The following is a 26,236-nucleotide window of genomic DNA, read 5'->3' on the forward strand; positions in this document are numbered from 1 at the left end:
GGTGATACGGGTTCGAATCCCGTACGCGGTACAAGCACGGGTTGATCAACTTTGATCAGCCCGTTTTATTTTAAGAACTCCAGGATTCATATTATCTCGCTATTTTACCACTTAATATTTTATTTCAATCCAATAAACTCCATGCGCCACCTTATTTTTTCCATTGGACTATTTATAAGCACATCCATAACTTATGGGCAAATGAAAATGCGCCCCTTAAATGAACTCATCAACAAGAAATCTGACACATGGAAATTGTTGCAATCAGACATAAATAGCGCATCAAACCCGATCGAAATCCTTCCCAAAAACAAGATCGCTGCAGACAGCGCTTTATATTATGCACAGGTTACAACAAACTCGCCGATGGGTGCAATTATTTATGAAACAGGAGGCATTTTGGTAGACAGTGGCTGGCTGAGGATCTTAGGTTCCGGCTCTAATCAATTACCAAGATCATTAATGAATTGGAATATGGGAAAATCAATCACCAGGCAAGGAGAAAGACCTCCTTTTCTATTGGTTGCAGATGATGTTATCGGCGGCTTCTTTGCCATTAATGGCGGAGGACTGGATTCTGCCAGCCTGGGTAAAGTTTTTTATTTTACCCCGGATAATCCATCATGGATGAATTTGCAATTGACATACTCCGCCTTTCTTCAATTTTGTTTTTCAGGTGACCTTTCTAAATTTTATGAGGGTATGCAATGGAAGAACTGGAGGAATGATATTTCTAAAATCAAAGGTGACCAGGGATTTTCTTTTTACCCTCTTCTCTGGAGCAAGGAAAGCCAGGAAAACTTTGATGAAACCCAAATGCAAATAGTTCCAATTGAAGAATTATGGAATTTATACTTTAAGAAAATCAATTAATCTGCCCCATGTAGCTTTAATCAATGGCACAATCGCTCTTTTTGGGAAGAGTTTACCATGATAAATTAAGCTAATTTAAAGAGATGCATTATATTGGGTACTTTATGCAAGGCCTGATTTATTATATTTCGCTACCGTTCATCTATTTATTATCCCTCCTACCCTTCCCGGTCTTGTACCTGGTTTGCGATGGGTTCTATTTTGTACTTTATTATATTGTAGGTTATCGCAGGAAAGTGGCCATGCAAAACCTCCGCAATGCCTTCCCCGAAAAATCGGAAGCGGAAATAAAAAGGATCTGCAAAGACTTCTACCATTATCTCTGTGATCTCTTTCCTGAAACATTCAAAACACTTACCATCAGCAGATCATCCATGCTGAAGCATTGTACATTAAGCCCCGGGGCTAAGGAAATTTTTGACCGTTACAACCAGGAAGGGAAAAGTATCATCTTAGTGATGGGACATTACGGTAACTGGGAATGGGCAGGCAATACATTCAGCCTTACCTGCAAACAAAAATTGTTTGTGGTGTACCATCCGCTCGCCAACAAATACCTGAACGGACTGATGTACCGTATGCGCACAAGATTCGGCACAGGTCTTATCGCCATGAGAGAGACCTACAAAGACATGGTGAAGTATAAATCCATCACCAGCGCCACTGCTTTCATCGCAGATCAAACACCCATGCCCGAAAATGCAATCTGGACAACCTTTCTCAACCAGGACACACCGGTATTTCCCGGAACAGAAAAGATTGCTAAAAAAATGAATTATCCCATCGTTTATATAACAATAAAGCGACTGAAAAGAGGTTATTATACGATACTGGCAGAGTTATTGTCCGAAGAACCTAAGAATACGGCAGAAACTGAGATCACCACATTACACACCGCCAGGTTGGAAAAAGATATCCGGGAGCAACCCGAGTTATGGCTCTGGACTCATAAGCGATGGAAGCATAAACGCCCAGCAGAAAAGTCATTAGTTTAAAAAACCCATAGTTACAAATCATGCAAATCAAATCGGGCAGGGAACTGATACTTGCCACCAAGCCCTTTGCCAAAGAAATCCCCTGGAAAAGCTGGTATCATACCCTTTCTACACTGGCTATCCTGATGGCCTTCTTCGCCGGAATTTATTTTCTGGAAAATCCACTGCTTCGCATCGCCTGCAGCATTGGGGCCGGACTCACCATGGTGCGTATGTTCGTGATCTACCATGATCACCAGCACCATACCATCCTGCACCGTTCCTTGCCCGCAGATGTCCTCTTTAAACTCTACGGTATTTTCATACTGGCGCCTACCAGCATCTGGAAGCGCTCCCATGATTATCACCATAATCATAACAGCAAACTCTTCAGCGCCAGCATCGGTTCCTACCCGATCATGACCAAACAGAAATTCATGCAGTCCTCCAAAGCTGAACAACGCAGCTACCTGTTTGTGCGCCATCCGCTGACCATTCTGTTCGGATACCTCACCATGTTCGTGTACGGCATGTGCGTGCGCTCTTTTCTCAGTGCCCCCAAACGCCACTGGGATTCATTGGTTGCGCTAATTGTTCATTTCACCATCGGTGTACTGATCTTTGTGTACTTCGGTTGGTTCACCTGGTTACTGGCTGCCGTTATCCCATTCCTCGTTGCATTCATGATCGGTGCTTACCTGTTCTATGCACAGCATAATTTTCCCGGCGTAACCTTCCGCGAAAAAGATGAATGGTGTTATGAAGAAGCCGCCATGTCTTCCTCCAGCTATATGGTGATGAATCCTTTCTGGAAATGGGTTACCGCCAATATCGGTTATCATCATATCCATCATATCAATTCCCGGATTCCATTTTATCGCCTGCCTGAAGTGATGTCCAGCATTCCACAATTACAGAAAGCAAAAACAACAACTTTGAATCCTGCAGACATCATTGCCTGCTTCCGGTTGAAAGTATGGGACCCTTCCACCAATTCCATGGTTGGCGTAAAATAGATTTATGGAATTTTCAAAAACCTATACTGTAAAAGACGAGCATATCGATGTGCAGCAGATCGTAGACGGATTGTACTACCCTTTCTACATGGAATGGTGCCGTCATGATTTCATCCGCGAAGTATTGGATTTCGATTTCGAAGCAGAAGCACATAAGGGAAACAATATGGTGCTGTCGCGCTACACACTTCAGTTCGTGCGCTCGCTCAAAAAAGGAGATACATTCCAGGTCACCTGCAGTCCGATGCTGGACAAAACAAATAAGGCAGTGCTGCATTTCAGGCAAACCATTCTCCTCAACAACAAGATCGTTACCAAAGCGGTGTTTTCCGGAACCTGTGTGAAAGCGGGTGGCGGCAGGCCCTTCCTTCCTGAAGGCTTGTTAGCGAAATTAGAGGGGGCGCCGGAATGGGACGGCGAACTGTAAAATATACAACTGGTCTAAGGCCGGGCATCATTAAGTACCGGCCTTAGTACCTGAGCTTCGCCAGAAAGGCCGCACGTTTACGCGAGCTCACGTCGATGGGTACCCCATCAGTCATTTCAACATATCCTCCCTTTCCGTAATGATATTTTTTTACATGGTCCAGGTTGATCAGATATGAATCGTGTACGCGGCAGAAATTGTCTTCCGGTAGCAGGCTTTCGAACTCTTTCAGGTTGCCGCTCACCAGTAAATGCTTGCTGTTCACAAATGTGAAACGGGTATAGGCCCTTTCAGCTGTGCAATACATTATGTCTTTAATGGGATAAAAGATCAGACCTTCCTTCGTTTTCAACGCGATCCTTGAATTCCCGTTCCGTTCCCTGATCTGGTCCAGGAAGCCGGCCAGGCGCATGTTCACATCTTTCTCCGCCAGTTTGGTCCGTGCTTTCTGCACCGCTGTACGCAGTTCATCCATGTCAACAGGCTTGAGCAGGTAATCCAGCGCGCTGTATCGAAAAGCCTTTAGTGCATAATTATCAAAAGCAGTTACGAAAATGATCTCAAAGTTCACAGGCATTAATTTATCCAGCAGGTCAAATGCATTTTCCCTGGGCATCTGGATATCCAGGAAAACGATCTGTGGCGAAGCCGCGCGAATCAGCTCCTGGGCTTCCTGTGCACTGGTGGCCTTTCCCACCACGGTGAGCTCAGGGCAATACCGGTTGATCATCTTTTCCAAACCATCGAGGTTCAGTGGTTCGTCGTCTACAAGAATGCAATTGAAAATGTTCATAGGCTGTAATGATTAATGGTTGACAGGGAATTTAACGTTGACCCGGGTTCCGGCCACCTGTCCGGCTTCATCCAATACATCTTCCACTTCCAGTGATATCCGTCTTTTCTGCTGCAGGTTAAGCACGTTGATACGTTCCGTAGTCAGTTGCATGCCTTTGGACTGGTATTCGATATGTTGAGATGATTTGATGGTCTGTACTACTTCCCTGCCCGGGCCATTGTCTGTAATGGTGCAGCAGAGCAAATCCTGGTAAATCGAGAATTCCACTTGCACAAAGCCTCCCTTTTGTTGCCTGTTCTGAATGCCATGGCGGATCGCATTCTCCACAAAGGGCTGCAGCACCATGCCGGGAATGAATGTTTGCGATACATTCACTTCAGGAGCGGCTTTCACACTATATCTGAAATTATGCTTGAACCGTAACTGCTCCAGTTGCAGGTACGTGCCAAGGTAATTGATCTCATCTTCCACAGAGATCTCCGGATGCGCCGAATTGTCCAGCGTTTGCCTTACCAGGCGGGCAAAACTGCTCAGGTATTTATTGGCGCTGTCTGCATCGTTATCGAGAATGAAGCCCTGGATGGAATTGAGACTGTTGAAAATGAAATGGGGGTTCATCTGGGCCCTGAGCGCTTTCTGCTCCAGCTCATGCAATTTATCCTGGATAGCCCGGCCGGCCCTTTCCTTATCACGTATACGTTTGTTCCTTTGCGTTACCAACAGCCAGGTGCAACCGATAATGACCACAGCCAGGAGCACCATAAACCAGGCTGTTTGCCAGAAAGGTGTTTTGATCAGTATCCCGATGTTCAGCAACTTGCTTTTCACATCGAATTTATTGGTAGCAAAAAGTTCCAGCAAATATTCGCCGGCGGGCAATGCGATGAAGTCAAGCGCTGTTTGTCTTGTTGTATGCCAGGCAGTATCAAATCCCTTTAGCCTGTAAGTGTATTCAATATCGCCTTCTGATCCGTAGGAGATCCCTACATAATCGAAACGGATATTGCGTTTATTGTATTCGAGTGCATAATCGTCCGACTGCGTTGCGGACTGGCCATCGATGCTTACATTCAACAGCCGGAGATCACAACGGGAATCAGTACTGATGGTGCTTTTGTTGAAATAGGAAACACCTTCAGGAGTTCCGGCATACAGGTAGTGGCCTTTCACCAGCAAAGTATTGATCATATTGGAACCAAGCCCGTCGGATGTGGAATAATGAATAATACTTCCCGGCGGATCGATGAAAACCCTGTCGAGCCCCTTATCGGTCCCCACCCAGATGCAGTTCCGGTCCACTGCCAATGTACGGCAGTCCTCGCTGCTCAAACCATTGCTGGTGTTGAATACCCTGATCATTTCATTATTCCTGATTTCCACAATTCCACCAAATGCAGCCACCCATATGGCTCCGTCTGCCGCTTCCCTGATGGCATTGATCTTTCTTCCTTTGAGAAAGGGGATCCGGTGGCCAAGATCATCGTATACTCCATCGGGCCTTCGCAACAGCAGACCGGTGAGTGTACCCCAATAAATGGAATCCCTCCTGATCAGCATACTGGTGGCTCTGCCTTCCCGGATCACTTTCTTACATTGGAGAGAAGGGAAATCAAGCAACAAGAGTCCGGAAGAGGTTGCCAGCACCAGTTCATTATCGCTTAGAAAATCCATTTGTTTGATGGCACCGAAATGCATGGCAGCACGGACCGGAACATTCTTTTCGCTAATGAACACGCTGGGGCCGCTGGCGAGCAGGTGCATATCTTTCCGCGCAATCACAGCCCGCACAGGCTTGTTGAAAGACGACACATTGAATTTCCTGGAAAGGCCCAGCGCCGCACCGCTACCATCAGTTCTTATTTCCATGCAACCCATATCCGTTCCCACGAGTATGGCATTACTGTCTGGCTGCAATTCAAACACCAGAAAGTTCTGTTGGCCCGGCGCCAGTCTCCTGAAATTCTTTACCCGCCGGGAACGCAGGCGGTACACACCATCATTGACGGTGGAATACCAGGATCCTCCTTCATTGTCGGTAAAACAATTGCTTACATTCTTACTCTCCAGGAAGTATTCGGAAAACTGCCTGGTAAGAATATTGAACCGGAAGGAACCACTGCTGGTATTGAGAGAGATCACGGTATCACTCAATTTCAAAATGGTGTTGAGACTGGGCACCGGTATGTCATAATCGATCTTATACTTTAGTGACCGGATACGCAACATATTCCTGGGAGGATACCAGCAGATAAGATCGCGGGTGACCAACGACTGTCCTTCACCAGCTTCTTTGGCAGGCAGGCTGAAAAGGTATTCATATTGTTTGAAATCCTTAGTGGCAAACACCTTTTGATGATCTACAATCAGGAATTCACCGTCATCCTGGTCCACCAGTTTGGAGAGATAGCAATCGGGTGTTCCCGGACATTGATATTTGATCACTTCATTGCCTGCAGTAAATGACCAGATCGTTTTCTTGTCAAGAATTACGATATCGCCGGAACTGGTTTCCTCACATCCCATCACAAAATCAGTGAGCCTGATCTTTGCCAGCAGGCTGTCGTTTTCCTGAGTATGTATTTTCCCTTTGTAGTAATAGCAGATACTGTTCTTGAAAGGCATGATCCATACGCGACCACGGGAATCGGCAAACAGGCGGACGATGGCATTGTCGGGCAATCCGTCGCGCATGGTGAAGGTTTTGAAACTGGTGCCATCAAACCGGCTGAGCCCTGCTTCCGTACCGAACCACATAAAGCCATCAGTATCCTGCTGCATGCAATACACTACTTTACTGGCGAGGCCATCCCGCGTGGTATAATGTGAGTAACTGAATTCCTGGGACCGGGCAATGAAAGAAAAGAATATGGAACAGCAAAGCAAGCATACGGCTTTCCTGTAATGAACAGGTAAGGAAGAACTGAACGGATAAAGTTTATGCTTCATGGCTGTTGAGCAATAGTTTGGTGTACGGGGCAACTATGGCCACAATATATTTAAAAAAAATGAGTGGCGTTGAAAGAACGGTACAATACCCGGAATATTCAGGGTAATATTTGGAGTTCGGCGAATCCTGCTGCTTTGTATCTTCAATGATCATTGTATCCAACACATAACAGCACACCACATGCTCAGAAAATTATTTTATCCAGCATTTTGCCTGGCCTTGCTGCCGGCCGGGCTAACCGCTCAAAGCAATCTTATATTTCCCGATGGCGCCAAAGTTTGCTTTGTAGGTAACAGCATTACCCAGGCAGGAGAATACCTGCATTATATTCGCGGCTTCTATGCTACACGTTTCCCTGATCAAAAAGTGGAATTCATCAATTGCGGGATCTCCGGCGATGTTACAGGAGGGATCCTTGCACGTATGCAACCGGACATTATGGTCCACAAACCTGATTATGCCGTGATCATGATCGGCATGAATGATGTGAACCGACCGCTCTATGCAGCAAGGTTCAATGGTATTGATAGTATCCGGGAAAAGAAGGAAATGGCATTGGCCACTTATAAAGAGAACCTCTCACAGATCGTGAAATACCTGGTAGATAATAAAGTGAAAGTGGTCCTGCAAAAGCCAAGCATCTACGACCAAACGGCAAAGATCCCGAAAGAAAACCTGAACGGCGTGAATGATGCACTGAAAACCTGCGCTGGTTATATGCAGGAGCTGGCTGATAGCTACCGGTTACGCACAGTTGATTACTGGAGTATCATGACCAATATCAACAAGAAGATGCAGGCAAGAGACAGCAGCTTTACCATTGTGGGTAAGGACCGTGTGCATCCCGCATCACCCGGGCATTTCACGATGGCTTATCAATTCCTGCATTCAACAATTGGAGCTACACCTTCCAATATCATTTCATTGAGCTACGGTTCAAGGAAAGTAGTTAACACTATTGGTAACAAGCTGACTGATCTCTCGTTCTCGAAAAATGGAATTCAGTTCACCATCCAACCTGGCTCATTGCCCTATTCCATGTTTCCCGCCGCCGTTCCGGCTCTTGACCTGGTGCCGTTTACAAAAGAATTCAATACGGAATTATTGAGAGTTGCCGGATTACCTAATGGAAAATATCGGTTGATCCTGAACGATAGTGTGGCAGGAGAATTCAGTGCAATCCAATTCAGTGAAGGAATCAATCTTTCTTTGTTGAATACACCGCAAAGCCGTCAGGCGAAAGAAGTGCTGGACTATTGTTTGAAGATGAAAGCACTTGAATCTGATCTCCGCCAGCTTAGGCATATGGAGTACAGAACGCTGTTTAAATTACCGTATGGGAAAATCAAAGACAGTGGCATTGCTATTTTGCAAAGAAAGCTGGCAGATACGGCTACCAAAAAGAATGAGCGTCCACCGGCGGAACGTTACCTGAAGAATAAACCTAAAGAAGAAGAGTTGTATGAAGAGTGGGGTAAGATGCAGGAGAGGTTGTATGAGCTCAATAAGCCGGCAGCTGTGAGGGTGAAAATAGAGAAGATATAAAAGAACCGGGCGCTCAACAATGAGCGCCCGATCTTTTTTATTTGCAAAGATGATTTGATTAATCACCATATCCCGGATTCTGAGGTTTGATGGCAGGGTTTGCATCGATCTCGGATTGAGGGATCGGAAATGTCCATTGTGGCGCATCGGGATCAAGCTCACAATTCTCCGAACAGTTGGTCCTTTGCACTTTTCTTGCTGCTGCCCCTTTCCTCTTCAGGTCAAAGAAGCGATGTCCTTCACCAATCAGCTCCTTACGACGTTCCATTTCAATGGCGTCCAGCAAATCCTGACCACTGTAGCTTTCATCGGCATAGCCTGTTATGCGCGCTCTCCTCAGCTCATTGAGATCATCATTGGCAGCAGCTTCATCGGGTGTAGTGGACATTGCATACGCTTCAGCGCGGATCAGGTACATTTCTGAAACCCTGAACACTTTGAAGTTCACAACGCCATCAGGTCTAAACTGAGCAGTGTATTTACCCTGATACTTGATCAACACAAAACGGTCTTCATCATTACCATCCGGCCTTACTGCGTAATAAGCCGCCGGCCTGATATCATCGGCAGTATATTCAGCGATCAGGTCTTCATTGGGAGAATATGGACTATAATTGAGAGCCGGAGTATATACATTACCACCTGGTGTTCCCTGTCCATCATCGAAAGCAATGTACCAGATCACTTCATCATAACTGAAGTCTGTCCATATCTGGGGAAAAGTGGTCTTTGATGCCAGTGGGTAATTATTGATCAGTTCAGTGGCAAAATCAATAGCCTTATCATACTGTTTACTGTACAGATATAATCTTGCCAGCATGGCCTTTACCGCGTCTGCGCTTATATATGCAAGTTGGGTTGGACCCTGGTTTTCCAGCAAAGCAAGTGCATCCAGCAGGTCTTTCTCGATCTTATCATAAGTTTCTTTCACTGTACCGCGGGAAGGCTTCTGTTCATAATCCGATTGAGTGATATAGGGAACGCCCGGTTCATTGGAGTTGCGGCTGTAATCATTCACCCAGTAACGGAGCAGATCGAAATGTACATACCCCCTGATAGCCAGGGCCTGACCTTTGATATTGTTTACCTCATCGGGATTCTTTTCAGCAAAACGGTCGATCCCTTCCAGGGTCATATTGGCCTGGTTGATGATCTTGTAACCTATGATCCATGCCTTTTCCACCTGGCTTTCATTGGCAGCATAGGTCCAATCAGAAAACACTACCTGACTTTGCAGATTCTCGCGTGTAGACAACAGGTCATCCGCCAGTATATCAGATAAGAGGCCGAATGCATTTGCATCGCCCTCAAATGCTCCATAGTAATTATCATTGCGGAAAAGGCTGTAGGTCCCCAGCAACGAAAACCGGTAATCTTCCAGCTTCTGGAATCTTGTTGATGCATCCAGTTGGGACTCGGGATTCACATCCAGGATCTTTGAACAGGATGTTGCTGTGATTCCTGCAAGCATTGCCCCTATTATGTAATTTTTAATTGACATTTCCTTCGTTTTAATAGTTTAGAGACCGAGGTTAACACCGAAAGTGATGGTTTTAAGTTGAGGATATACAGCTCCCATCATTATACCTGAAGGTACTTCAGGATCATAACCTTTCACGTTATGCCAAACAAACAGGTTTTGTCCCTGTACAAAAAAGCGCATAGCATTGATCTTTGCTCTTTGAAGAATAGATTTCGGCATTGAATAGCTGAGCATAACATTCTGAAGGCGGATAAAATCACCTTTCTCAACAAACCTGGTTGTTGCCCCCTGAAATATGCTATACCCTGAAGGGATATCCGTAATCTGCCCTGGCTTGGTCCATTCGTTCAACATAACGGCGGCCAAATTGGTGGTAAAGTAATTGGGGTTCTCAACATTGAAACGATCGTTGTTGTAAAACACATTGCCATAAGAATAGCTGAACTGCACATTCAGTTCAATTCCTTTATAGGATGCTGTGGCGCCGAAGCCTCCAAAATCAGTCGGATCGGTAGTGCCTACAATAAAACGGCCTGCCTGTAAAAAGTTTTCGGTGATACTGCCATCTGCCTTCAGATATTGTGCTTCGCCATTTTCAGGATTAACGCCTGCATAACGGGCTATATACATGGAGTTGATCGGGTGGCCAACTTTACTGATATTGAATCCTTCCACATTCTGTTCAAGGCCTGGCTGTTCAACCAGCCTGTTTTTGTTATGTGCATAGTTTCCGAATATCGTAAGGTTGAAATCATTTCCACGAACGATCGTTGCGCTGATGGCGATCTCGATACCTGCGTTACGGATCTTACCAAGATTATTGGTTATAGAGGAGAAACCTGAAGTGCGGCTCAACTGCCTGTTCAGGAAGAGGTCTTTGGTGAGGTTATTGTAATATTCCACACTACCACTGAGCCTGGCATCGAACAATGAGAATTCTATACCTGTATTGAACATTAATTTCTTTTCCCAGGTGATGTCGTGTGCAAGATTGGTGAGAGTAAAACCACCTTCACCGTTGTAAACAGATGGACTTAGCAGCGAGAGGGATTCAAAATCACCTACCCCCTGGCTTCCGACAGAACCGTAGCTCGCTTTCAGTTTCAGGGACGTAAGCCAGTTCTCAGTATTGGCCATGAAGTCTTCATCGGATACGATCCAACTGGCGCCTATATGACCGAAATTCGCCCATCGATTGCTTTTCGAAAGCCTGGAAGACCCATCCCTTCTGGCTCCAAAGTTCAGAAAATACCTGTTCCGGAATCCATAAACTCCATCAATGAAATAGGAGACCAGCGCATTTTGCGAAACCAGGCCGTTCACTACCGGGATGAATCCATTGGTTGCGGTTCCGGGAGTAATACCAGCCACATTTTTCAAGGGCCCGATCAGTCCGAAGCCGGTGAACCCGAAATTCTCCTGCCTGGCCTGCACGATCTCATTGAACAATGAAGCATTCAGATCATGATCGCCGAAAGTTTTGCGGTAGTTCAGAGAAGTTGTTCCGGTGAACCGAACGAAGCGGCTATACCCTTTAGTTAGATAGCCGCTATTTCCACTACCAACAGAACCTTGTATGGAAGCCCTGTCGTAATAACGGCTCGTTTCATCCTGCATGAAATCACCTCCCCATTGTGTTCTTACACGAAGACCTTCAACCCAGGGAAGGCGGTACTCTGCATATACTGATCCGATGCCTTTATATTGGTTTCCGGCTCTATTGCTGAGGAGCATTTCACGCAGTGGATTGGGTTGGTAAGGATCACTGTTGAACTCTCCATTTTCATCATATAGTTCAATATAGGGATTAAACCAACGAATTCCGTTCAAAGGTTGAGTTGTACTAACATCATTTTCGGAAGTATTCATCAGGCGTGAGTAACCGAAACTGGCGTTGAGTCCGATCTTCCAGTTGCCAAATGTATTATCAATATTGGCGCGGCCCGTGTATCTTTTCAGACCGGTATTCCGCACAACACCCTGCTGATCGAAGATGGAACCGGAAAGATAGAAGTGGGTTTTCTCGTTACCACCTGAAGCGCTTACCTGGTGTTGTTGTGTTGTTCCTTTATGGAACAGGGCATCTTCGATATGGTTGTTGACCTTGCTAAGCCTTGCGCTATCCTCGCTTGTCCAGCCAAAAGGATTGCCGGCCATAAATTCATATTGCAGCTTCTCACCTGCATTCATCAGCCTGAGTTTGTTCTTCGGCAGTTCCGAAAAACCGAACTGGCCATCATAGTTCACTTTGGTCTGACCTGAAGCGCCGCGTTTAGTGGTGATCACGATCACTCCATTGGAACCACGTGAACCATAGATTGCTGCTCCGGAAGCATCTTTCAATACGTTGATAGATTCGATGTCGCCCGGATTGATAGTAGCGAAGTCGGCAGCACTCAGTTGAATTCCATCTATTACATATAATGGAGTATTAGTTCCATTAATAGACCCCTTACCTCTGATAGTTACTTCTGCAGCAGAACCTGGCTGTCCTGACTGCGAAAGCGCCAGCAAACCGGGTACTTTACCCTGCAAGCTCCTCTCGAATGAACCTACAGGCTGCAGTTTGATCTCATCACCTGCCACACGGATGGATGAACCTGCAGACTGACGTTTGCTTTGAGTGGTATAACCTGTTACAACCACTTCAGACAATGAGCTGCTGCCAATTTCCAGCTGAACGTTCACTATCCCACTACCAATTGCAGCTTCCTGCGTCTGAAATCCCACACTACTGAATACGAGTGTGGTTGCATTTGCCGGAACAGTTAACTTAAACGATCCATCAGGTTCCGTTACTGTGGATGTTGATGTGCCTTTCACTGTAACAGTCACACCAGGTATCGGAGCACCGTCCCGCTTATCGGTTACGGACCCCGTTACTTGTTTCGACTGAGAGAAAGAATACAATGCCATGAGCATTGCCATCAGAACTAATAATGGTCTTCTCATAAGTTGTTTTTTTGAAAGAACTCAATAGATAAAATCTTTAGGGAATACAGTCTGGTATCTTATCATGTGACCACAATACAATCAGTAATGCTGCATCATTCGTGTAATGACAATCATTTTGTTTAAAAAATGACAACTTACCTCAGTACTGTTGCACGCCCTTATTTAGTTTAATGAAATGTTCAGGAGTTGAACCTATGCTCGTAAAGGGGCGACAAGATAAGTAATTTTTGAATGCAGTTCTCCGGGACGGAAGGGCTTATGAATAAAATCAGTGAATCCTTTCTGGATAAGATCATGTTGCATGTTATCATAAACGGCAGCAGTAAACGCTAATACAGGAATTGTTTCATTGAGCTTCCGGATCTCTTTTAATGCAGTTGCGCCATCCATTTCAGGCATTTCGAGATCTATCAGGAGCAGATCGTAGTTCTCTCTCTTGAATTGTTCCACGGCTTCCCTCCCATTGGTAGCCTCACTAACGGCAATGCCCCACTTGGTAAGAAATCTTTTGGCAATAGATAAGTTCACGGGATTGTCTTCAGCAATCAGCACCCGCACTCCCTGCAATGGCTCCAGCTGACTGGCATTCTCTTCATGAATATACCTCGGCTTATTCTCGTTCACTTTCAGCTCTACAGTAAAATGGAAAGCACTTCCCTTTCCTTCCTCGCTTTCCAGCAACAAATCACTGTTGAAACGGTTGAGGATCTTTTTGGTGATAGCCAGTCCAAGACCGGTTCCACCATACTTGCGGGTGGTATTCACATCCGCCTGAGTGAAGCTCTCGAAAATTTCACGGTGCTTGTTGCGCGGTATACCTATTCCCGTATCCATCACAATGAACTGAACTGTTACCTGTGAACTGGAAGAGAACAACTGACGTACTGCCAGTGTGATCTTTCCATTATGTGTGAACTTGATTGCATTCGACAACAGGTTGCTCAACACCTGGTTGAGCCTGGTTTCATCGGTGATCAGCTCCGTATCCAGTCTTTCATCGATATCCGTTTTGAGCTCCAACCCACGCGCATCAGCCTGGGAACTGAATTGTGAAGCGATCTTCTCGATGAACTCTTTCATGTTAACCGGTACAGAAGCCAGCTCCAGCTTGCCTGCCTCCAGTTTATGATAGTCGAGAATATCATTCACCAGTAACATCATATGACGTGAAGAGAACTGAAGGATATCAAGATGCGGACGCTGACCCGGCAAATATTCTTCCTGGAGCAGCAGGTTGGAAGCCCCAATGATACCATTCAGCGGCGTACGCAATTCATGACTCATATTAGACAGGAAACGGCTCTTGGTCTTGGCAGCCACTTCCGCAGTCTCTTTCGCCTTCATCAGTTCAAACTCCGTCATTTTCACCTGAGACACATCCAGTATACTTATCTTGGTATAACGGGTATCTTTATATGAAAATGGAACAACACTCACATAGCCATGGAATGTGCGGCCATTCTTCGTAGAAAAAGCAAGTTCACCCTGCCAGTTCCTGGCGCCGGTAGCCACCACCTCTTCAATGGATTCGAATTGACGGATATGATCTTCCTCGAACCATTTTTCGATGCTGGTTCCTTCGATCTCCCGTTTCTCATCCACCTCAAACAACTCGATCGCGCGCTGATTGCAACTCGCGATGATATTGGTCTGCGTAAATATGATGAACACTCCATCCAGCGAAGTATTGAAGATGGTATCCCCAAATTTCTTTTCCTCCATGATAGCCCCTTCATTCTCGCGGTTCACCCGAAGGATGGCATAGGAGAAAACGATCGTAGCGCAAAGACTGATCACCAGGTTGCTGGTATATAAACGCAGATAGAGCGCTTCGTTGATGATTTGTATATCGTTAATGAAGGGACAAATCTTCAAACAAACCAATGATGAAATTATCGTGATAGCATATACAGTCAAAAGTTCCCGCGCATTCCGCCGCATGTTCACCACGAAGGTCAGCGCCAGGAAATAAGGAAAATACATCAGGTACTCCCCCGCTTTCAGCCCTTCTATATAACTGATCACGATCAGGTAGAGGTTCACATTCACGATAGCAATAATACGTCCGGTCTCCAACTTTCGCCTGGAACCGAAATAAAATGCCACCAGGAAAAAATAAGCGGCGGTGATATTGATCAGAGCGCTGATGTAAAGCTTATGGTAGAAATAAGACAGAACAGAAAAAAAATTCACCAGTAATGCAAGGAAAATGAACTGGTTGAACCGGATGATCTTCTTCCGGTGATCTTTGCTCAGCCCTTCGTGTAACCCAGAATACACAATATCGCGGTAAATTGACCACCCGAGATATAATAATTTCTGCTTCATAGAGTTATTGGAATAGGTACCGGAATGATTTTTTTTCTGGTATACCGAGGTATAACGCATAAATGCTAAATCTATTTTCTTATGACCCAGCCCGGACCATCTAAAAATTTCAGTTTCAGCGAAAAAATAGACTCGGACTACCTTTTCAGCCTCTACGCTGATGATTATCCATATATCGAAGAAGTGTATTCCATCACCCTCAGCCATTTTGACGATGACCTGGAAACGATCCGCCAGGCCTGGTCAACCGGCAATCTTTCAGATCTCAAACGCGCCACACATAAGATAAAACCGGCAATGGGTTTTGCAGGTCTCACCGGCATTCAAAAGCAGTGCATGGAATTTGAAGAGCTTTGCCAGAATGTTCAATCCATCCTCCCGCTGAAAGAAACTTATCATCAACTTATCACTACATTAGCCGACAGTAAGGAACTGATAGTTTCCGAATACGAAAGATTGAAAGCCTATAACGCAAACACCCTATGCCCCTAAGCTGTATTATTGTTGAAGACCTGCAGGTAGCTGCCGATTACCTGGGCCGCTGTTGTGAGAAGAGCGGTCTCGTATCGGTAAAAGCACATTACACCAATGTGACCGAAGCGCTGGAATACCTGAACAAAAATGCTATCGACCTCCTCTTCCTGGACGTTGAAATGCCCGGTGCTACAGGGTTTGAGCTATTGGACCAATTGGCCTACCATCCCAAAGTGATCCTCACTACCTCCAAACCGGAATATGCATACAACGCTTTCGAATACAACGTAACGGATTTCCTGAAAAAGCCTTTCACCTACCAGCGCTTCCTGGATGCTGTACATAAGCTTGCACATCCATCCAGCCAGGATGCCCCGGCTCCTTCGGGGAACAACGATCATATCTTCATCAAAAGCGAAGGCAAACTGGTAAGGCTGAAGAATGATGATATATTATTCATGGAGAGTATGGGCGACTATGTGAAGTTTGTGACCACAGATAAGAAATACGTTACACACAATACCATCAAACACCTGGAAGAGAAGATCAATAAGCAATGCTTCATCAAAGTGCATCGCTCCTATATCATCAATATCACCAAGATCGATGATATCCGGGAAAATGACCTATTTATCAAGGGACATGAGATCCCCATCAGCAAGGCGCACCGGGCGGAGATCATCAAAAGACTCAATATTATCTGAATATTACCTGTAAAGGGAGTCCGTTCGTCGAACAAACAGGTGGTTCCAACGGCCATTTCCTCCCTGTGGACTAAAAGATTTCCTGTTTGACCATCCATTTTACATCTTTGCTATGTCGAAAGGATAGCAACAAAATCAAAGCTAACAAGCTCTTTATAAAGATATTATTTGTGACGGTTATCTCTAATACACCCTACCTCCAAAAGAGGACAATGAAATCCGTACAGTATGAAAACTAATGAGTAAACAGATCGCACCCTTACTCATACAATATTGGGATTTCATTCAGGGGGCTGACCTTAGGTCTGCCCCCTTTTTTTATATAAAAAACTTTCTGCATCTTTGGATTACCGCAGCAATGCGGTCGCCCGGCATCACGAGCCGGGTGGTTCGCGAAACCCGCAATCCAATTCCCACTGAAAAATATCAGATAGCATACATCTCCTCGGAGAAAAACCAACGCAATATCCATTGAAGGAATCGTTGATAATCCTGTGTTCTCGAAAGGCCCGTTAAATCCAACCCTATCAGATTTTCTCAAGTTATAGTTTGATTACCCATGGTAAAGAATTCAAAGCCGCTGTCGTGAAGCGGCTTTTTTAATTTATGAATTTTTGTGGGGAGGGTATTTGATGGCTGTGAAACAAACCAACGCTTTTGGATCTTTGTTGGGCCTGGAATGGAGAGATGGGCTTTGTCCTATTGCTGAACTTTGGGAACTTTTGTTTCGAAGGCCATCAAATACCCTCCCCACAAAAATTTCACAATCTCCCCGGAGGGGTTCGCCGTAATGGGAGTACTAGTGCAGCATTGTTGATAAGCTTCAATTACTCAGCGTGCAGCAGTCGCTCGCCTCCCGGCGAGTGACCCATATTCCGTCGCCTCCGGCGACGTTGCACGCGATGACACACAAAAAGGCGACCACTGGGGTCGCCCGGTATCGATGTTTATCTTTTAACGGTATTTACTTTTCCTGTTTATCCCAGCCCGATCTCCTGGTGACGTTCGGGGATCTCGATATCTAAGAACCCTTTTTTCAGAAGACGCTGACGGAATTGTTGCTGAACATCATACTCGCCGTGAACAAGGAATAGTTTCTGCACCTGGCGGGGATCCTGGCCGGAAAGGAACTGGCTGAGATCTTCATAATCACCGTGAGCACTCATGCTGCGGATACTGCCGATCTCGGCGTGAACTTCATGCAGTACCCCGAAGATGCGCACTTCTCTTTCGCCGGACATCAGACGGCCACCAAGAGAATTGGGCTCACAATAACCTGTCATCAATATAGTATTGCGGCTGTTCTCGATATTATTACTGATATGGTGCTTCACTCTGCCGGCATCGGCCATTCCACTGGCAGAGATGATCACGCATGGCTCATTGCGGTAGTTGAGCAGCTTGGATTCATCAACGGACTTGATGTATTTGAGGCCGCTGAAGGAGAAAGGATCACTATCGGTTTGCAGTAAACGCTGTATCGTTTTGTTGAAATACTGCGGATATTTTTTTAGCAGCTCTGTAGCCTCGATGCTCAGTGGACTGTCCACGAAATAGTCGAGAGGCGGAAGCCTGCGCTCGATCTCAAGCTGATTGAGAGCAAAGAGCAGTTCCTGGGTGCGGCCAACGCTGAAAGCAGGCATGATGAGTTTTCCCTTTTTCTGAAGACAGGTCTTCTCGATCCATTGCAACAGCATGTCAGGTGTAGTGATATGCATGTCGTGAAGGCTGTTGCCATAGGTTGATTCAAGCAGGATGAAATCGGCCTGATCGAAAGGTGCGGGTGAACGAAGGATCACATCGCGGTAACGGCCCACATCGCCACTGAAAGTCAGCCGGGTGGTTTTGCCGTTCTCGTTAATGCGAAGATGAACGGCAGCGCTACCGATAATATGACCGGCATCGGTATACATAACTTCAATGTTATCGTCTATGCGAAACCAGTTGTCGTACTCCACTGTTCTGAAAGAACCCATCGCGGTAAGCGCATCTTCGGTATTGTATAATGGAGTCAGATATGGTAACCCATCTGCAATGCGACGCTTGTTGATGAATTTGGTCTCATCTTCCTGGATGCCACCGGAATCTTCCAGCAGGATGGCTGATAGCTCTTTGGTAGCGGGCGTACAATATACTTTTCCTGAAAATCCGTCTTTGATGAGTTTGGGGATCAGACCACTGTGATCAATATGCGCATGCGATAAGATGAGCGCCGTCACTTCATTTGGTTCAAAGCCCCAGGTCCTGTTGAGCGTATCTGTTTCGCGGCCCATCCCCTGGAACATGCCGCAATCCAGTAAATATTTGTTTCCGTTCTTGAGTGTCAGTAAATGTTTGGAGCCTGTTACCGTTCTGGCGGCTCCGTGAAAAGCAATCTTCATGAAGGATCAGAGTTTTAATTCAACTACCACTTTTTATATTGTTCACCATCCAGCGCTTGTGGCGCCCAGTTAGTGAAGAAGGTGGTTACTTTATTTTTATCGTAACCTTTTCCAGCTTCGAGCAGACCGGAATCCTGTGTGTGCAGGCGATTGCCGGCAGCATCCAGCACCAGGAATACGGGGAAGCCGAAACGCTGCGGGTATCCATATTTAGCGAGGATCTTCTCGTTCTTGTTCTCTTTGCTGTAATTGAGGTGATACACCACGTAGTTGGCATTCACCAGTGAATCGATCTGCTTGTCGGTGGTTGCATAATCATTGAAACGCGCGCACCATACACACCAGTTGCCTCCGATCTGCACAAATACATGTTTCTTTTCTGCCTTAGCTTTTGCGATGGCTTTTTTCAATCCCTCTTCCGCATTTTCAGTGGGGCTGTACAATTTGAAATTGGCCATGTCCTGCGCATTGGCAACAAATGCCGTGCAGATCAACAGGAGTGCGAACAAAAATTTATACTTCATAATAAACGGGGGTGTAATTTTTTTAAAGGTAAGGAGAAATGCAGTTATCGTTTTGTTACTTCCACAATGGCGGCCATCACCTGTTTACCACCGGCAGGCGCCGTGAAACTGATGGTGCCTTTGCTGGTTGACTGGAAACGCAGTCCCTGCGCCAGTTGCCCGCCCAGCGCAGCATTCACGCGGCTACCATAATCCGATGAAGGATTGCTGCCGATCTTTCTATTGGTCTCATACCAGTCCAGCGGCTCCTTACTCACTACAACTGCCATCACATCGCGGGTACCGATGCTGTCCGGCGTCATGCTCTTATCATGTGGGAATAAGCGAAAGCCGGTGATACCACAGAAAGGAGAATATTTTGTTTTGGTTTGATCGTCTGCTTTGGGATAAGGGAAAAGCGTATAGCTGGTACCGTCAGTTTCCTTTCCGAAAACATAGATATAGCATTCGCTGCTGTTGCGCACTTCCATTTTGAAGCGGCTGCCGATGCTCATGGGTGATACAGTTTCAAAAACATTGCCGCCGCCTGTACTCCGCAGGGGCGCATATCCACCGGCCACCATTTTATTGCCTTCCTGTCTGACCTGTACCAGTCCTACTTCACAGGTGAAAGGCTGATTGGCGGCTGCGCCTGTTTTGGGCATGGGTTCCAGCCCATATGCTTCGCGTACGAAATATTTGAAATGATTGTAACGGACCCATCCGAATCCGTTCACACCCCATTCAGGTCCCCAGCTGTTCATGATATGGAAGGCGCCGCCATATTTCTTATCGTCGTAACCCACTACACACATGGCATGTCCACCGAAACCTACCATGCGGTCATCACCGCCCTGCGGATCCCACACATCTTGTCCCATCATGCCCTGCATGAAGCTTTGTCCAACCATCATCCCGATCACAACCGGCGCACCCTGCGCCAGGTTTTCCTTGATGGCGCGCATATCGATGGCATCATTGCGGTCTCCCAGAGAGAGCCGGTTGAAGCCGCGCATCTTGAATTGAGATGCTTCACGGATCAGGCTTTGATCAGGTTGGCGGGTACAGTCCTGATCGGAATAAGGGAATTTATCATAAGGCACAGAACCCTGTTTGGTCATGTATTCCATGGCGCGCAGGATATAGGAACCCTGGCAGCCATCGAGACCGATCTGGTTGTACAGGAAGGCCGGGCTGAACTTCAGCTCCTCGCCTTTCACGCCGCTGCGGCTGGATTCCAGCACGGTTCGTGCAGCATAAGCGCTGCTCCAGGCCACACAACTTCCCTGCTCTCCCTGGTTGCCTACTGCCGGCGCAAAGGAGGTGAGACTTGCATTATCAGGTAATGGATTTTTTGTGTTGTCGTCTGCGAGCGGCTCATAAATATTGGCCCGCTCAAATTGTTTGGGATCGAGGAAGCCACCGGTGGCAAGCCCTCCGGCAATCTGGCTGAGGTCGCCCATATTGCAGCCGCCACCGCCGCGGCCAAAGAGAAAATAACCAATACCACCAATGATCAGCAGTACAATGAGGCCCTTGCCTTTGAATAATCCGAGTAATAAGGGAAGCAGGTTAAATAAACCTCCGCCTCCTCCGGGGAATCCTCCCCCACCTCTGCCACCACCACTGTCGCTGTTACTTTCCTGAGGATCCTGTGGATCATCAACCATACGAATAGGCATAACGAATGATTTGGTTATGAATTAAAAGTAACAAGAAATCAGGGAAATGTATGTAACAAAAAGAGCTGCACCAAACCCCGGTGCAGCCCTGGTTGAAAACCCAGTAGTAAAGATGATTTTTAAACCTAAAGCACTTCGATATACGTAAAAACAAAAAGGCCGGATTGGCAATAAGCCATCCGGCACAATATTTTTTCAGAAAAAAGTAAATTATTTCTTTTGCAGCTTTGCGTCAGCGCTACGCCAACAGGCATATTTTAACCATGCCATTACAGCACTTCTACCTGATTTCTCAGGAGGTCTTCAAACTGATCACGTTTGCGAATCAGGTGTGCCTCACCGTTAATCACCAGTACTTCCGCAGGTTTGTAACGTGAGTTGAAATTGGAGCTCATTTCAAAACCGTAGGCGCCGGCATTGTAGAATAAAAGAAGATCGCCTTCACGCACTTCATTCAGGCTACGGTCCCAGGCGAAGGTGTCGGTTTCGCAGATATTCCCAACCACTGCATATTTTTTCTCCGCGCCACTGGGATTACTGATGTTCACGATATGATGATAGGAGTCGTAGAACATCGGGCGGATCAGGTGATTGAAGCCACTGTTCACACTTACGAATGTAGCGGCATTGGTCTCCTTGATCACATTCACCTGTGTAACCAGGTAGCCACACTCGCTTACCAGGAATTTACCCGGCTCGAACCAAACCTGTAAGGGTTTTCCTCCGGGGATAGCATGACTGGCGAATGCTTCCTGCACTTTCTCTGCCAGCAGGTCGATATCGGTTGACACATCGCCTTCCTTGTATGGCACTTTGAAGCCACCGCCCAGATCGATGAACTCCAGGTGTTTGAAATGCGGGATGAGACTGAACAGTACTTCGATTCCTTTCACAAACACTTCCACATCTTTGATCTCACTGCCGGTATGGATATGCAGATCGCTGATGCGGAGATCGTACCTGTTCACCACATCCACTATCTGGTTGATCTGGTCAACAGGAATACCGAATTTACTTTTATCATGGCCGGTGGAGATCTTGAGATTGCCGCCTGCCATGATATTGGGGCGAAGGCGAAGACCTACAGGATAGGTATTGCCGTATTTGGCGCCGAATTTTTCCAGGTTGCTGAGGCTGTCGATATTGATGATCACACCGAGGGTTACCGCTTCTTCGATCTCGGAGAAAGCGATGCCATTGGATGTGTAAAGAATGCGGGTATTGGGAAATCCGGCATGCAACGCCAGTTTCACTTCATTGATGGAACTACAGTCAACATTGGCGCCTATGCTACAGACATACTTCAGGATATTGATATTGGTAAGCGCCTTGCAGGCGTAGAAAAATACGGTATTGCTGTTCTTAAAAGCAGTGGTGAGTTTTTCGTATTGCTCTTTGATCTTCTCTGCATGATAGACGTAGAGCGGCGTTCCGAAATCAGTAGCCAGTTTAGACAGGTAGTCTGGGGATAGATGCTGTGACATAGTCTGCGAATATACGAACAAAGCAATGTAACGAATGTTAGCGGAAACGGGAAAATTGCCGGATTGGAGAGCAGTCGCTCGCGTCCCCGCGAGTGACTTTTATTTAGTCGCCTCCGGCGACGCGGTGTTCGCCGGAGGCGAACAAATATGGGTCACTCGCCAGAGGCGAGCGACTGCTGCTCCCTGTGTGGGCAAAAACAAAAAGCAGCTCCCTGGGGAACTGCTTTGTATGTTTTAGCAGGCCTGAACTCCTGCTGAAAAATCAATTTGACTTCTTTTCTTCGTCTTCGTTGTCTTCTTCAGATTCATCTTCATCATCGTTATCTTCTTCTTCTTCTTCGTCATCATCACCTTCCTCATCATCTTCCCCGTCTTCATCGTCATCTTCATCTTCATCTTCACCTTCTTCATTATCGCCATCCTCACCTTCTTCGTCTTCTGTATCTTCTTCTGATCCTTCAGCATCATTCTCAGCCGGTGCTTCAACTTCTGTATCGTTTTCGCTTTCTGCTGTTATTTCAATTTCATCTTCACCTTCCGGACCGGGATCCTCTTCCGTTTCAGTGATAAACACTTCTTCGATCAGCACACCATCTTCGTCTACTTTGAAAGAAATATTTTCTTCTGTGATGATAGTGTTGTTTACTACTTCTGCATTTCCCCCTTCTTCAGCAACAGTTTCTTCCTGCTCAGGATTCAGCGGTTCGCCATTTTCCATGGCAGCTGCTGCACTTTCTTCCAGGGCGGCCACTACTGAAGCGTTCACCATGCTGTCATCAAATACTTCTTTGAGCTTGGGCAGGTCTTCTGCGGTATTGATACCGAAGTAGTCCATAAAGTTCTTGCTGGTCGCATATACGAGGGGGTGACCAGGCAAAGCTTCATTGCGGCCGGTGATCACTACCAGTTCTTTTTCCAGCAGTTTCTGAATAGCGTAATCACTGCTCACACCGCGGATGGCCTCGATCTCGGCCTTGGTCACGGGTTGTTTGTAAGCGATGATCGACAAGGTTTCCAAAGCTGCGGAAGAGAGGCGCTTCAGGAATTTGTCGCCATTCAACTGGGCAACTGTCTTATGATAATCTTTCTTGGTCAGGAACTGCCATCCGCCACCGCTCTCACGCACTTCAAACGGGTAGAATTCGGACCTGTATTTTTCAACGATCCCTTCCAGGGAGGCTTCTACCTGGTCCAGCACGATCTTATCTTCCATGAACCCGAATGCATTATTGATCAGTTCGGTGATCTCCAGGGATGTCAGTGGTTTTTCACTGGCGAAGATCAGTGATTCGATGTGCGGTATGAGGTTTCCGATTTCCATGCAATAGATTGGCGGATTTAGATAACCGTTTAAGAATTATCCCTGCAGAGCTGCTGCACCACTTACGATCTCAGTGAGCTCGGTAGTGATTGCGGCCTGACGCGCACGGTTGTAGCTGATCTTGAGTGAGCGCAACATTTCGTTGGCATTCTCAGTGGCTTTATCCATGGCGGTCATACGGGCTCCATGCTCGGAAGCGTGTGCATCCAGAACGGCCTTGAACAGTTGTGTGTTCAGGATCTTCGGCATCAGTTCTGCGATCAGTTCTTCTTTGGCAGGTTCGAAGATGAAGTCGCTTTTCCTGGCGCCTTCTTTTTTCTCCACTTTAGGGATGGGGAGGAAGCGTTCAACCACGAAGCGCTGTGTAGCGGCGTTCTTGAATTCACTGTACACGATCTCCACTACATCGAATTCTTTGGATTCGAAGGCTTTCACTGCAGCCTGTGCGCATTGTTGTACACTTTCGAAGCTGAGGTGGAGGAAAATATCTTTGTAAGTATCGGTAGCGTTGAATTTATTCTTGGCAAAATGCTCATAACCTTTTTTGCCGATGCTCCAGATCTGCACATTGCCTTTGGCAAATTGTGAGGAGTATTTTTCCTTGATGGTGTTCTTGGCTGCTTTGATCACGTTCGCATTGTAAGCGCCACAAAGTCCGCGGTCACTGGTGATCACAATCAGCAACACTTTTTCAACAGGTCTTTCCACTGCCAGGCTTCCACCGAGATCCCCTTCGGAGCTGCTCACGATATTGCTCAGCACTTCCTGGAGTTTGCGGCTGTAAGGACGCATCTGCACGATCGCATCCTGCGCTTTTCTCAGCTTGGCGGCGCTCACCATTTTCATCGCTTTGGTGATCTGCTGCGTGTTTTGAACCGATTTGATCCTGTTACGAACTTCTTTTAATTGACCTGCCATGTTTTGCGTTTAAATATCTAAGGCTCAGAGCGTAAGTTAAGATCTTCATTTTACCGCGCAAAGCCCCGGACGTGAAACCTTAAAAATCGGCTGCAAAGGTAGATCAAAACAGTGATTTTTCCATCTGGTGGGGGAAAATTGTGGTATACCTGTGAATAGCGGAGAGTGGCCGGTCGCTCGCCTCCCGGCGAGTGACCTGTATTAGTTCGCTTCCGGCGAACACTGAACTCGCCAGAGGCGAGCAAACAAAAGTCACTCGCCGGGAGGCGAGCGACTGCCAGCTCACTGAAATTTCTGGCCTTTTTTGCTTTATTTTTGTTTCGCATGAGTAAGAAGCAAGAACAGGAACAACCGGTGATCCTGATAACAAACGACGATGGAATTACTGCCCCGGGCATCCGCAACCTCGTGGAAGCCGTGAAAGACCTCGGAAAAATCGTGGTAGTGGCGCCCGATAAGCCTCAAAGCGGAATGGGACATGCCATCACTATCGGCCACCCACTTCGTCTCCACCCCGTTCAGGTATTCGAAGGCGTGGAAGCCTGGCAATGTTCCGGAACACCGGTGGACTGTGTGAAACTGGCCGTAGATAAGATCCTGCATCGCAAACCAGACCTCTGCCTCAGCGGCGTCAATCACGGAGCCAATCACTCCATCAATGTGATCTACTCCGGAACTATGTCAGCCGCCGTGGAAGCCGCCATCGAAAGTATCCCTTCCGTAGGGTTCTCATTGCTGGATTATAGCGTGGAAGCGGATTTCACCGCCGCCCGCCAGTATGCCCGCCTCATCGTGGAACAATTACTGGAAAAACCGCTCGACAGGCATATGATCCTCAACGTGAACATTCCCGCACTCCCTCCCGAACTCATCAAAGGGCTCCGGGTTTGCAGGCAGGCATATGCGAAATATGAAGAGGACTTCCTGGAACGCAACGACCCGCATGGAAGAAAATATTACTGGCTGACCGGAGAATTCAAGAACATGGACGAAGGGACCGATACCGATGTGTGGGCGCTCGAAAATAACTATGTAAGTGTAGTTCCGGTACAATTTGACCTGACGAATTACGTTCTAAAGGACAAATTGGAAAAAATGTGGAAACAATCCTGATGTTTAAAAAAGATAACATTCGCCTCGGGCTGGCGCTCGGCTTCATCGCCCCGCTCCTCAGCCTCGTAGTGTACTACCTGATCAAATTCCGGCTTTTCTCCGTGGCCGATTTCTTAGGATATATCGCCGCCAACAAGAAAGTGATCACCGGAATAGTAGTGCCCTGCCTCATTCTCAACATTGCCCTTTTCACATTGTACATCAATACCCGCCGCGACAAAACCGCCAAAGGTATTTTTGCCGTTACACTGGTGTATGCCATCGTTGCCCTGCTGCTGAAGTTTTTGTTGTAAAGAATCCCGCATCTTTGCA

Annotated in this window: 20 protein-coding genes; 9 read left to right on the forward strand and 11 right to left on the reverse strand. The window is 46.6% G+C overall.

The genetic code is table 11. The features are described from left to right. Positions 1-201 precede the first annotated feature (201 nt). The 4 genes from D9Y29_RS23625 (at position 202) to D9Y29_RS23640 (ending at position 3,290) form a co-directional block, all read left to right on the forward strand. Complete coding sequence (locus D9Y29_RS23625; protein WP_206513861.1) at positions 202-873, forward strand: DUF2625 domain-containing protein; 672 nt, start codon at positions 202-204, stop codon at positions 871-873. 104 nt (positions 874-977) lie between these two features. Next, complete coding sequence (locus D9Y29_RS23630; protein WP_127132712.1) at positions 978-1,868, forward strand: lysophospholipid acyltransferase family protein; 891 nt, start codon at positions 978-980, stop codon at positions 1,866-1,868. Between the two features lie 20 nt (positions 1,869-1,888). After that, positions 1,889-2,863: a fatty acid desaturase family protein gene (locus D9Y29_RS23635; protein ID WP_127132713.1), complete on the forward strand. Its 975-nt coding sequence runs from the start codon at positions 1,889-1,891 to the stop codon at positions 2,861-2,863. 4 nt (positions 2,864-2,867) lie between these two features. After that, a complete protein-coding gene (locus tag D9Y29_RS23640; protein WP_127132714.1) occupies positions 2,868-3,290 on the forward strand; it encodes an acyl-CoA thioesterase in 423 nt (140 codons plus the stop codon). A 43-nt stretch (positions 3,291-3,333) separates the two neighbouring features. Here D9Y29_RS23640 and D9Y29_RS23645 read toward each other — a convergent pair whose 3' ends face one another. Then, positions 3,334-4,083: a LytR/AlgR family response regulator transcription factor gene (locus D9Y29_RS23645; protein ID WP_127132715.1), complete on the reverse strand. Its 750-nt coding sequence runs from the start codon at positions 4,081-4,083 to the stop codon at positions 3,334-3,336. A gap of 12 nt (positions 4,084-4,095) precedes the next feature. After that, a complete protein-coding gene (locus D9Y29_RS23650) occupies positions 4,096-7,032 on the reverse strand; it encodes a sensor histidine kinase (RefSeq protein ID WP_127132716.1) in 2,937 nt (978 codons plus the stop codon). A gap of 181 nt (positions 7,033-7,213) precedes the next feature. Between D9Y29_RS23650 and D9Y29_RS23655 the strand changes: the two genes are divergently transcribed. After that, positions 7,214-8,578 (forward strand): SGNH/GDSL hydrolase family protein, encoded by a 1,365-nt coding sequence (locus D9Y29_RS23655; RefSeq protein ID WP_127132717.1) that lies wholly within the window; start codon positions 7,214-7,216, stop codon positions 8,576-8,578. 58 nt (positions 8,579-8,636) lie between these two features. On the opposite strand, the gene D9Y29_RS23660 is transcribed toward D9Y29_RS23655, so the two are convergent. The 3 genes from D9Y29_RS23660 to D9Y29_RS23670 form a co-directional block, all read right to left on the reverse strand. Further along, a complete protein-coding gene (locus D9Y29_RS23660; RefSeq protein ID WP_206513862.1) occupies positions 8,637-10,049 on the reverse strand; it encodes a RagB/SusD family nutrient uptake outer membrane protein in 1,413 nt (470 codons plus the stop codon). 48 nt (positions 10,050-10,097) lie between these two features. Beyond that, positions 10,098-13,013: a SusC/RagA family TonB-linked outer membrane protein gene (locus D9Y29_RS23665; protein WP_127132719.1), complete on the reverse strand. Its 2,916-nt coding sequence runs from the start codon at positions 13,011-13,013 to the stop codon at positions 10,098-10,100. A 195-nt stretch (positions 13,014-13,208) separates the two neighbouring features. Continuing rightward, positions 13,209-15,344: a hybrid sensor histidine kinase/response regulator gene (locus D9Y29_RS23670; RefSeq protein WP_164735526.1), complete on the reverse strand. Its 2,136-nt coding sequence runs from the start codon at positions 15,342-15,344 to the stop codon at positions 13,209-13,211. A gap of 81 nt (positions 15,345-15,425) precedes the next feature. Between D9Y29_RS23670 and D9Y29_RS23675 the strand changes: the two genes are divergently transcribed. Continuing rightward, entirely contained in the window at positions 15,426-15,836 is a 411-nt protein-coding gene (locus D9Y29_RS23675; RefSeq protein WP_127132721.1) for an Hpt domain-containing protein, read from the forward strand. After that, complete coding sequence (locus D9Y29_RS23680) at positions 15,827-16,522, forward strand: LytR/AlgR family response regulator transcription factor (protein ID WP_127132722.1); 696 nt, start codon at positions 15,827-15,829, stop codon at positions 16,520-16,522. The genes D9Y29_RS23675 and D9Y29_RS23680 overlap by 10 nt, the downstream gene beginning before the upstream one ends. Positions 16,523-17,499: 977 nt before the next feature. Here the strand turns inward: D9Y29_RS23680 and D9Y29_RS23685 are convergent. The 6 genes from D9Y29_RS23685 to atpG all read right to left on the reverse strand — a co-directional run bounded on the left by D9Y29_RS23685 (position 17,500) and on the right by atpG (position 24,811). Beyond that, complete coding sequence (locus tag D9Y29_RS23685) at positions 17,500-18,903, reverse strand: MBL fold metallo-hydrolase RNA specificity domain-containing protein (RefSeq protein ID WP_127132723.1); 1,404 nt, start codon at positions 18,901-18,903, stop codon at positions 17,500-17,502. Positions 18,904-18,926: 23 nt separating this feature from the next. Continuing rightward, positions 18,927-19,427 carry a thioredoxin family protein gene (locus D9Y29_RS23690; protein WP_127132724.1) on the reverse strand — a complete coding sequence of 167 codons (501 nt, stop codon included), beginning with the start codon at positions 19,425-19,427 and terminating at the stop codon, positions 18,927-18,929. A gap of 44 nt (positions 19,428-19,471) precedes the next feature. After that, positions 19,472-21,088, reverse strand: coding sequence for a C1 family peptidase (locus tag D9Y29_RS23695; RefSeq protein ID WP_127132725.1), 1,617 nt, complete (start codon positions 21,086-21,088; stop codon positions 19,472-19,474). A gap of 269 nt (positions 21,089-21,357) precedes the next feature. Further along, entirely contained in the window at positions 21,358-22,572 is a 1,215-nt protein-coding gene (gene lysA / locus D9Y29_RS23700; RefSeq protein ID WP_127132726.1) for a diaminopimelate decarboxylase, read from the reverse strand. 262 nt (positions 22,573-22,834) lie between these two features. Then, entirely contained in the window at positions 22,835-23,893 is a 1,059-nt protein-coding gene (gene scpB, locus D9Y29_RS23705) for an SMC-Scp complex subunit ScpB (RefSeq protein WP_127132727.1), read from the reverse strand. A gap of 36 nt (positions 23,894-23,929) precedes the next feature. Next, the gene (gene atpG, locus D9Y29_RS23710; RefSeq protein ID WP_127132728.1) at positions 23,930-24,811 is read right to left on the reverse strand and encodes an ATP synthase F1 subunit gamma; all 882 of its coding nucleotides are present in this window, start codon (positions 24,809-24,811) and stop codon (positions 23,930-23,932) included. 324 nt (positions 24,812-25,135) lie between these two features. Between atpG and surE the strand changes: the two genes are divergently transcribed. Both surE and D9Y29_RS23720 read left to right on the forward strand, forming a co-directional pair. Beyond that, positions 25,136-25,924 carry a 5'/3'-nucleotidase SurE gene (gene surE, locus D9Y29_RS23715; RefSeq protein ID WP_127132729.1) on the forward strand — a complete coding sequence of 263 codons (789 nt, stop codon included), beginning with the start codon at positions 25,136-25,138 and terminating at the stop codon, positions 25,922-25,924. Next, positions 25,924-26,217, forward strand: coding sequence for a hypothetical protein (locus D9Y29_RS23720; RefSeq protein WP_127132730.1), 294 nt, complete (start codon positions 25,924-25,926; stop codon positions 26,215-26,217). The genes surE and D9Y29_RS23720 overlap by 1 nt, the downstream gene beginning before the upstream one ends. The last annotated feature ends 19 nt before the right edge of the window (positions 26,218-26,236 follow it).

Origin of the sequence: Pseudoflavitalea rhizosphaerae (genome assembly GCF_003991355.1) — a bacterium.
GTDB classification, from domain to species: Bacteria; Bacteroidota; Bacteroidia; order Chitinophagales; family Chitinophagaceae; genus Pseudobacter; species Pseudobacter rhizosphaerae.

Coding starts and splice junctions, on each gene's coding strand:
- D9Y29_RS23625 (WP_206513861.1), top strand. CDS start 202: ATGAAAATGCGCCCCTTAAATGAACTCATCAACAAGAAATCTGACACA.
- D9Y29_RS23630 (WP_127132712.1), top strand. CDS start 978: ATGCAAGGCCTGATTTATTATATTTCGCTACCGTTCATCTATTTATTA.
- D9Y29_RS23635 (WP_127132713.1), top strand. CDS start 1,889: ATGCAAATCAAATCGGGCAGGGAACTGATACTTGCCACCAAGCCCTTT.
- D9Y29_RS23640 (WP_127132714.1), top strand. CDS start 2,868: ATGGAATTTTCAAAAACCTATACTGTAAAAGACGAGCATATCGATGTG.
- D9Y29_RS23645 (WP_127132715.1), bottom strand. CDS start 4,083: ATGAACATTTTCAATTGCATTCTTGTAGACGACGAACCACTGAACCTC.
- D9Y29_RS23650 (WP_127132716.1), bottom strand. CDS start 7,032: ATGAAGCATAAACTTTATCCGTTCAGTTCTTCCTTACCTGTTCATTAC.
- D9Y29_RS23655 (WP_127132717.1), top strand. CDS start 7,214: ATGCTCAGAAAATTATTTTATCCAGCATTTTGCCTGGCCTTGCTGCCG.
- D9Y29_RS23660 (WP_206513862.1), bottom strand. CDS start 10,049: ATGCTTGCAGGAATCACAGCAACATCCTGTTCAAAGATCCTGGATGTG.
- D9Y29_RS23665 (WP_127132719.1), bottom strand. CDS start 13,013: ATGAGAAGACCATTATTAGTTCTGATGGCAATGCTCATGGCATTGTAT.
- D9Y29_RS23670 (WP_164735526.1), bottom strand. CDS start 15,344: ATGAAGCAGAAATTATTATATCTCGGGTGGTCAATTTACCGCGATATT.
- D9Y29_RS23675 (WP_127132721.1), top strand. CDS start 15,426: ATGACCCAGCCCGGACCATCTAAAAATTTCAGTTTCAGCGAAAAAATA.
- D9Y29_RS23680 (WP_127132722.1), top strand. CDS start 15,827: ATGCCCCTAAGCTGTATTATTGTTGAAGACCTGCAGGTAGCTGCCGAT.
- D9Y29_RS23685 (WP_127132723.1), bottom strand. CDS start 18,903: ATGAAGATTGCTTTTCACGGAGCCGCCAGAACGGTAACAGGCTCCAAA.
- D9Y29_RS23690 (WP_127132724.1), bottom strand. CDS start 19,427: ATGAAGTATAAATTTTTGTTCGCACTCCTGTTGATCTGCACGGCATTT.
- D9Y29_RS23695 (WP_127132725.1), bottom strand. CDS start 21,088: ATGCCTATTCGTATGGTTGATGATCCACAGGATCCTCAGGAAAGTAAC.
- lysA (WP_127132726.1), bottom strand. CDS start 22,572: ATGTCACAGCATCTATCCCCAGACTACCTGTCTAAACTGGCTACTGAT.
- scpB (WP_127132727.1), bottom strand. CDS start 23,893: ATGGAAATCGGAAACCTCATACCGCACATCGAATCACTGATCTTCGCC.
- atpG (WP_127132728.1), bottom strand. CDS start 24,811: ATGGCAGGTCAATTAAAAGAAGTTCGTAACAGGATCAAATCGGTTCAA.
- surE (WP_127132729.1), top strand. CDS start 25,136: ATGAGTAAGAAGCAAGAACAGGAACAACCGGTGATCCTGATAACAAAC.
- D9Y29_RS23720 (WP_127132730.1), top strand. CDS start 25,924: ATGTTTAAAAAAGATAACATTCGCCTCGGGCTGGCGCTCGGCTTCATC.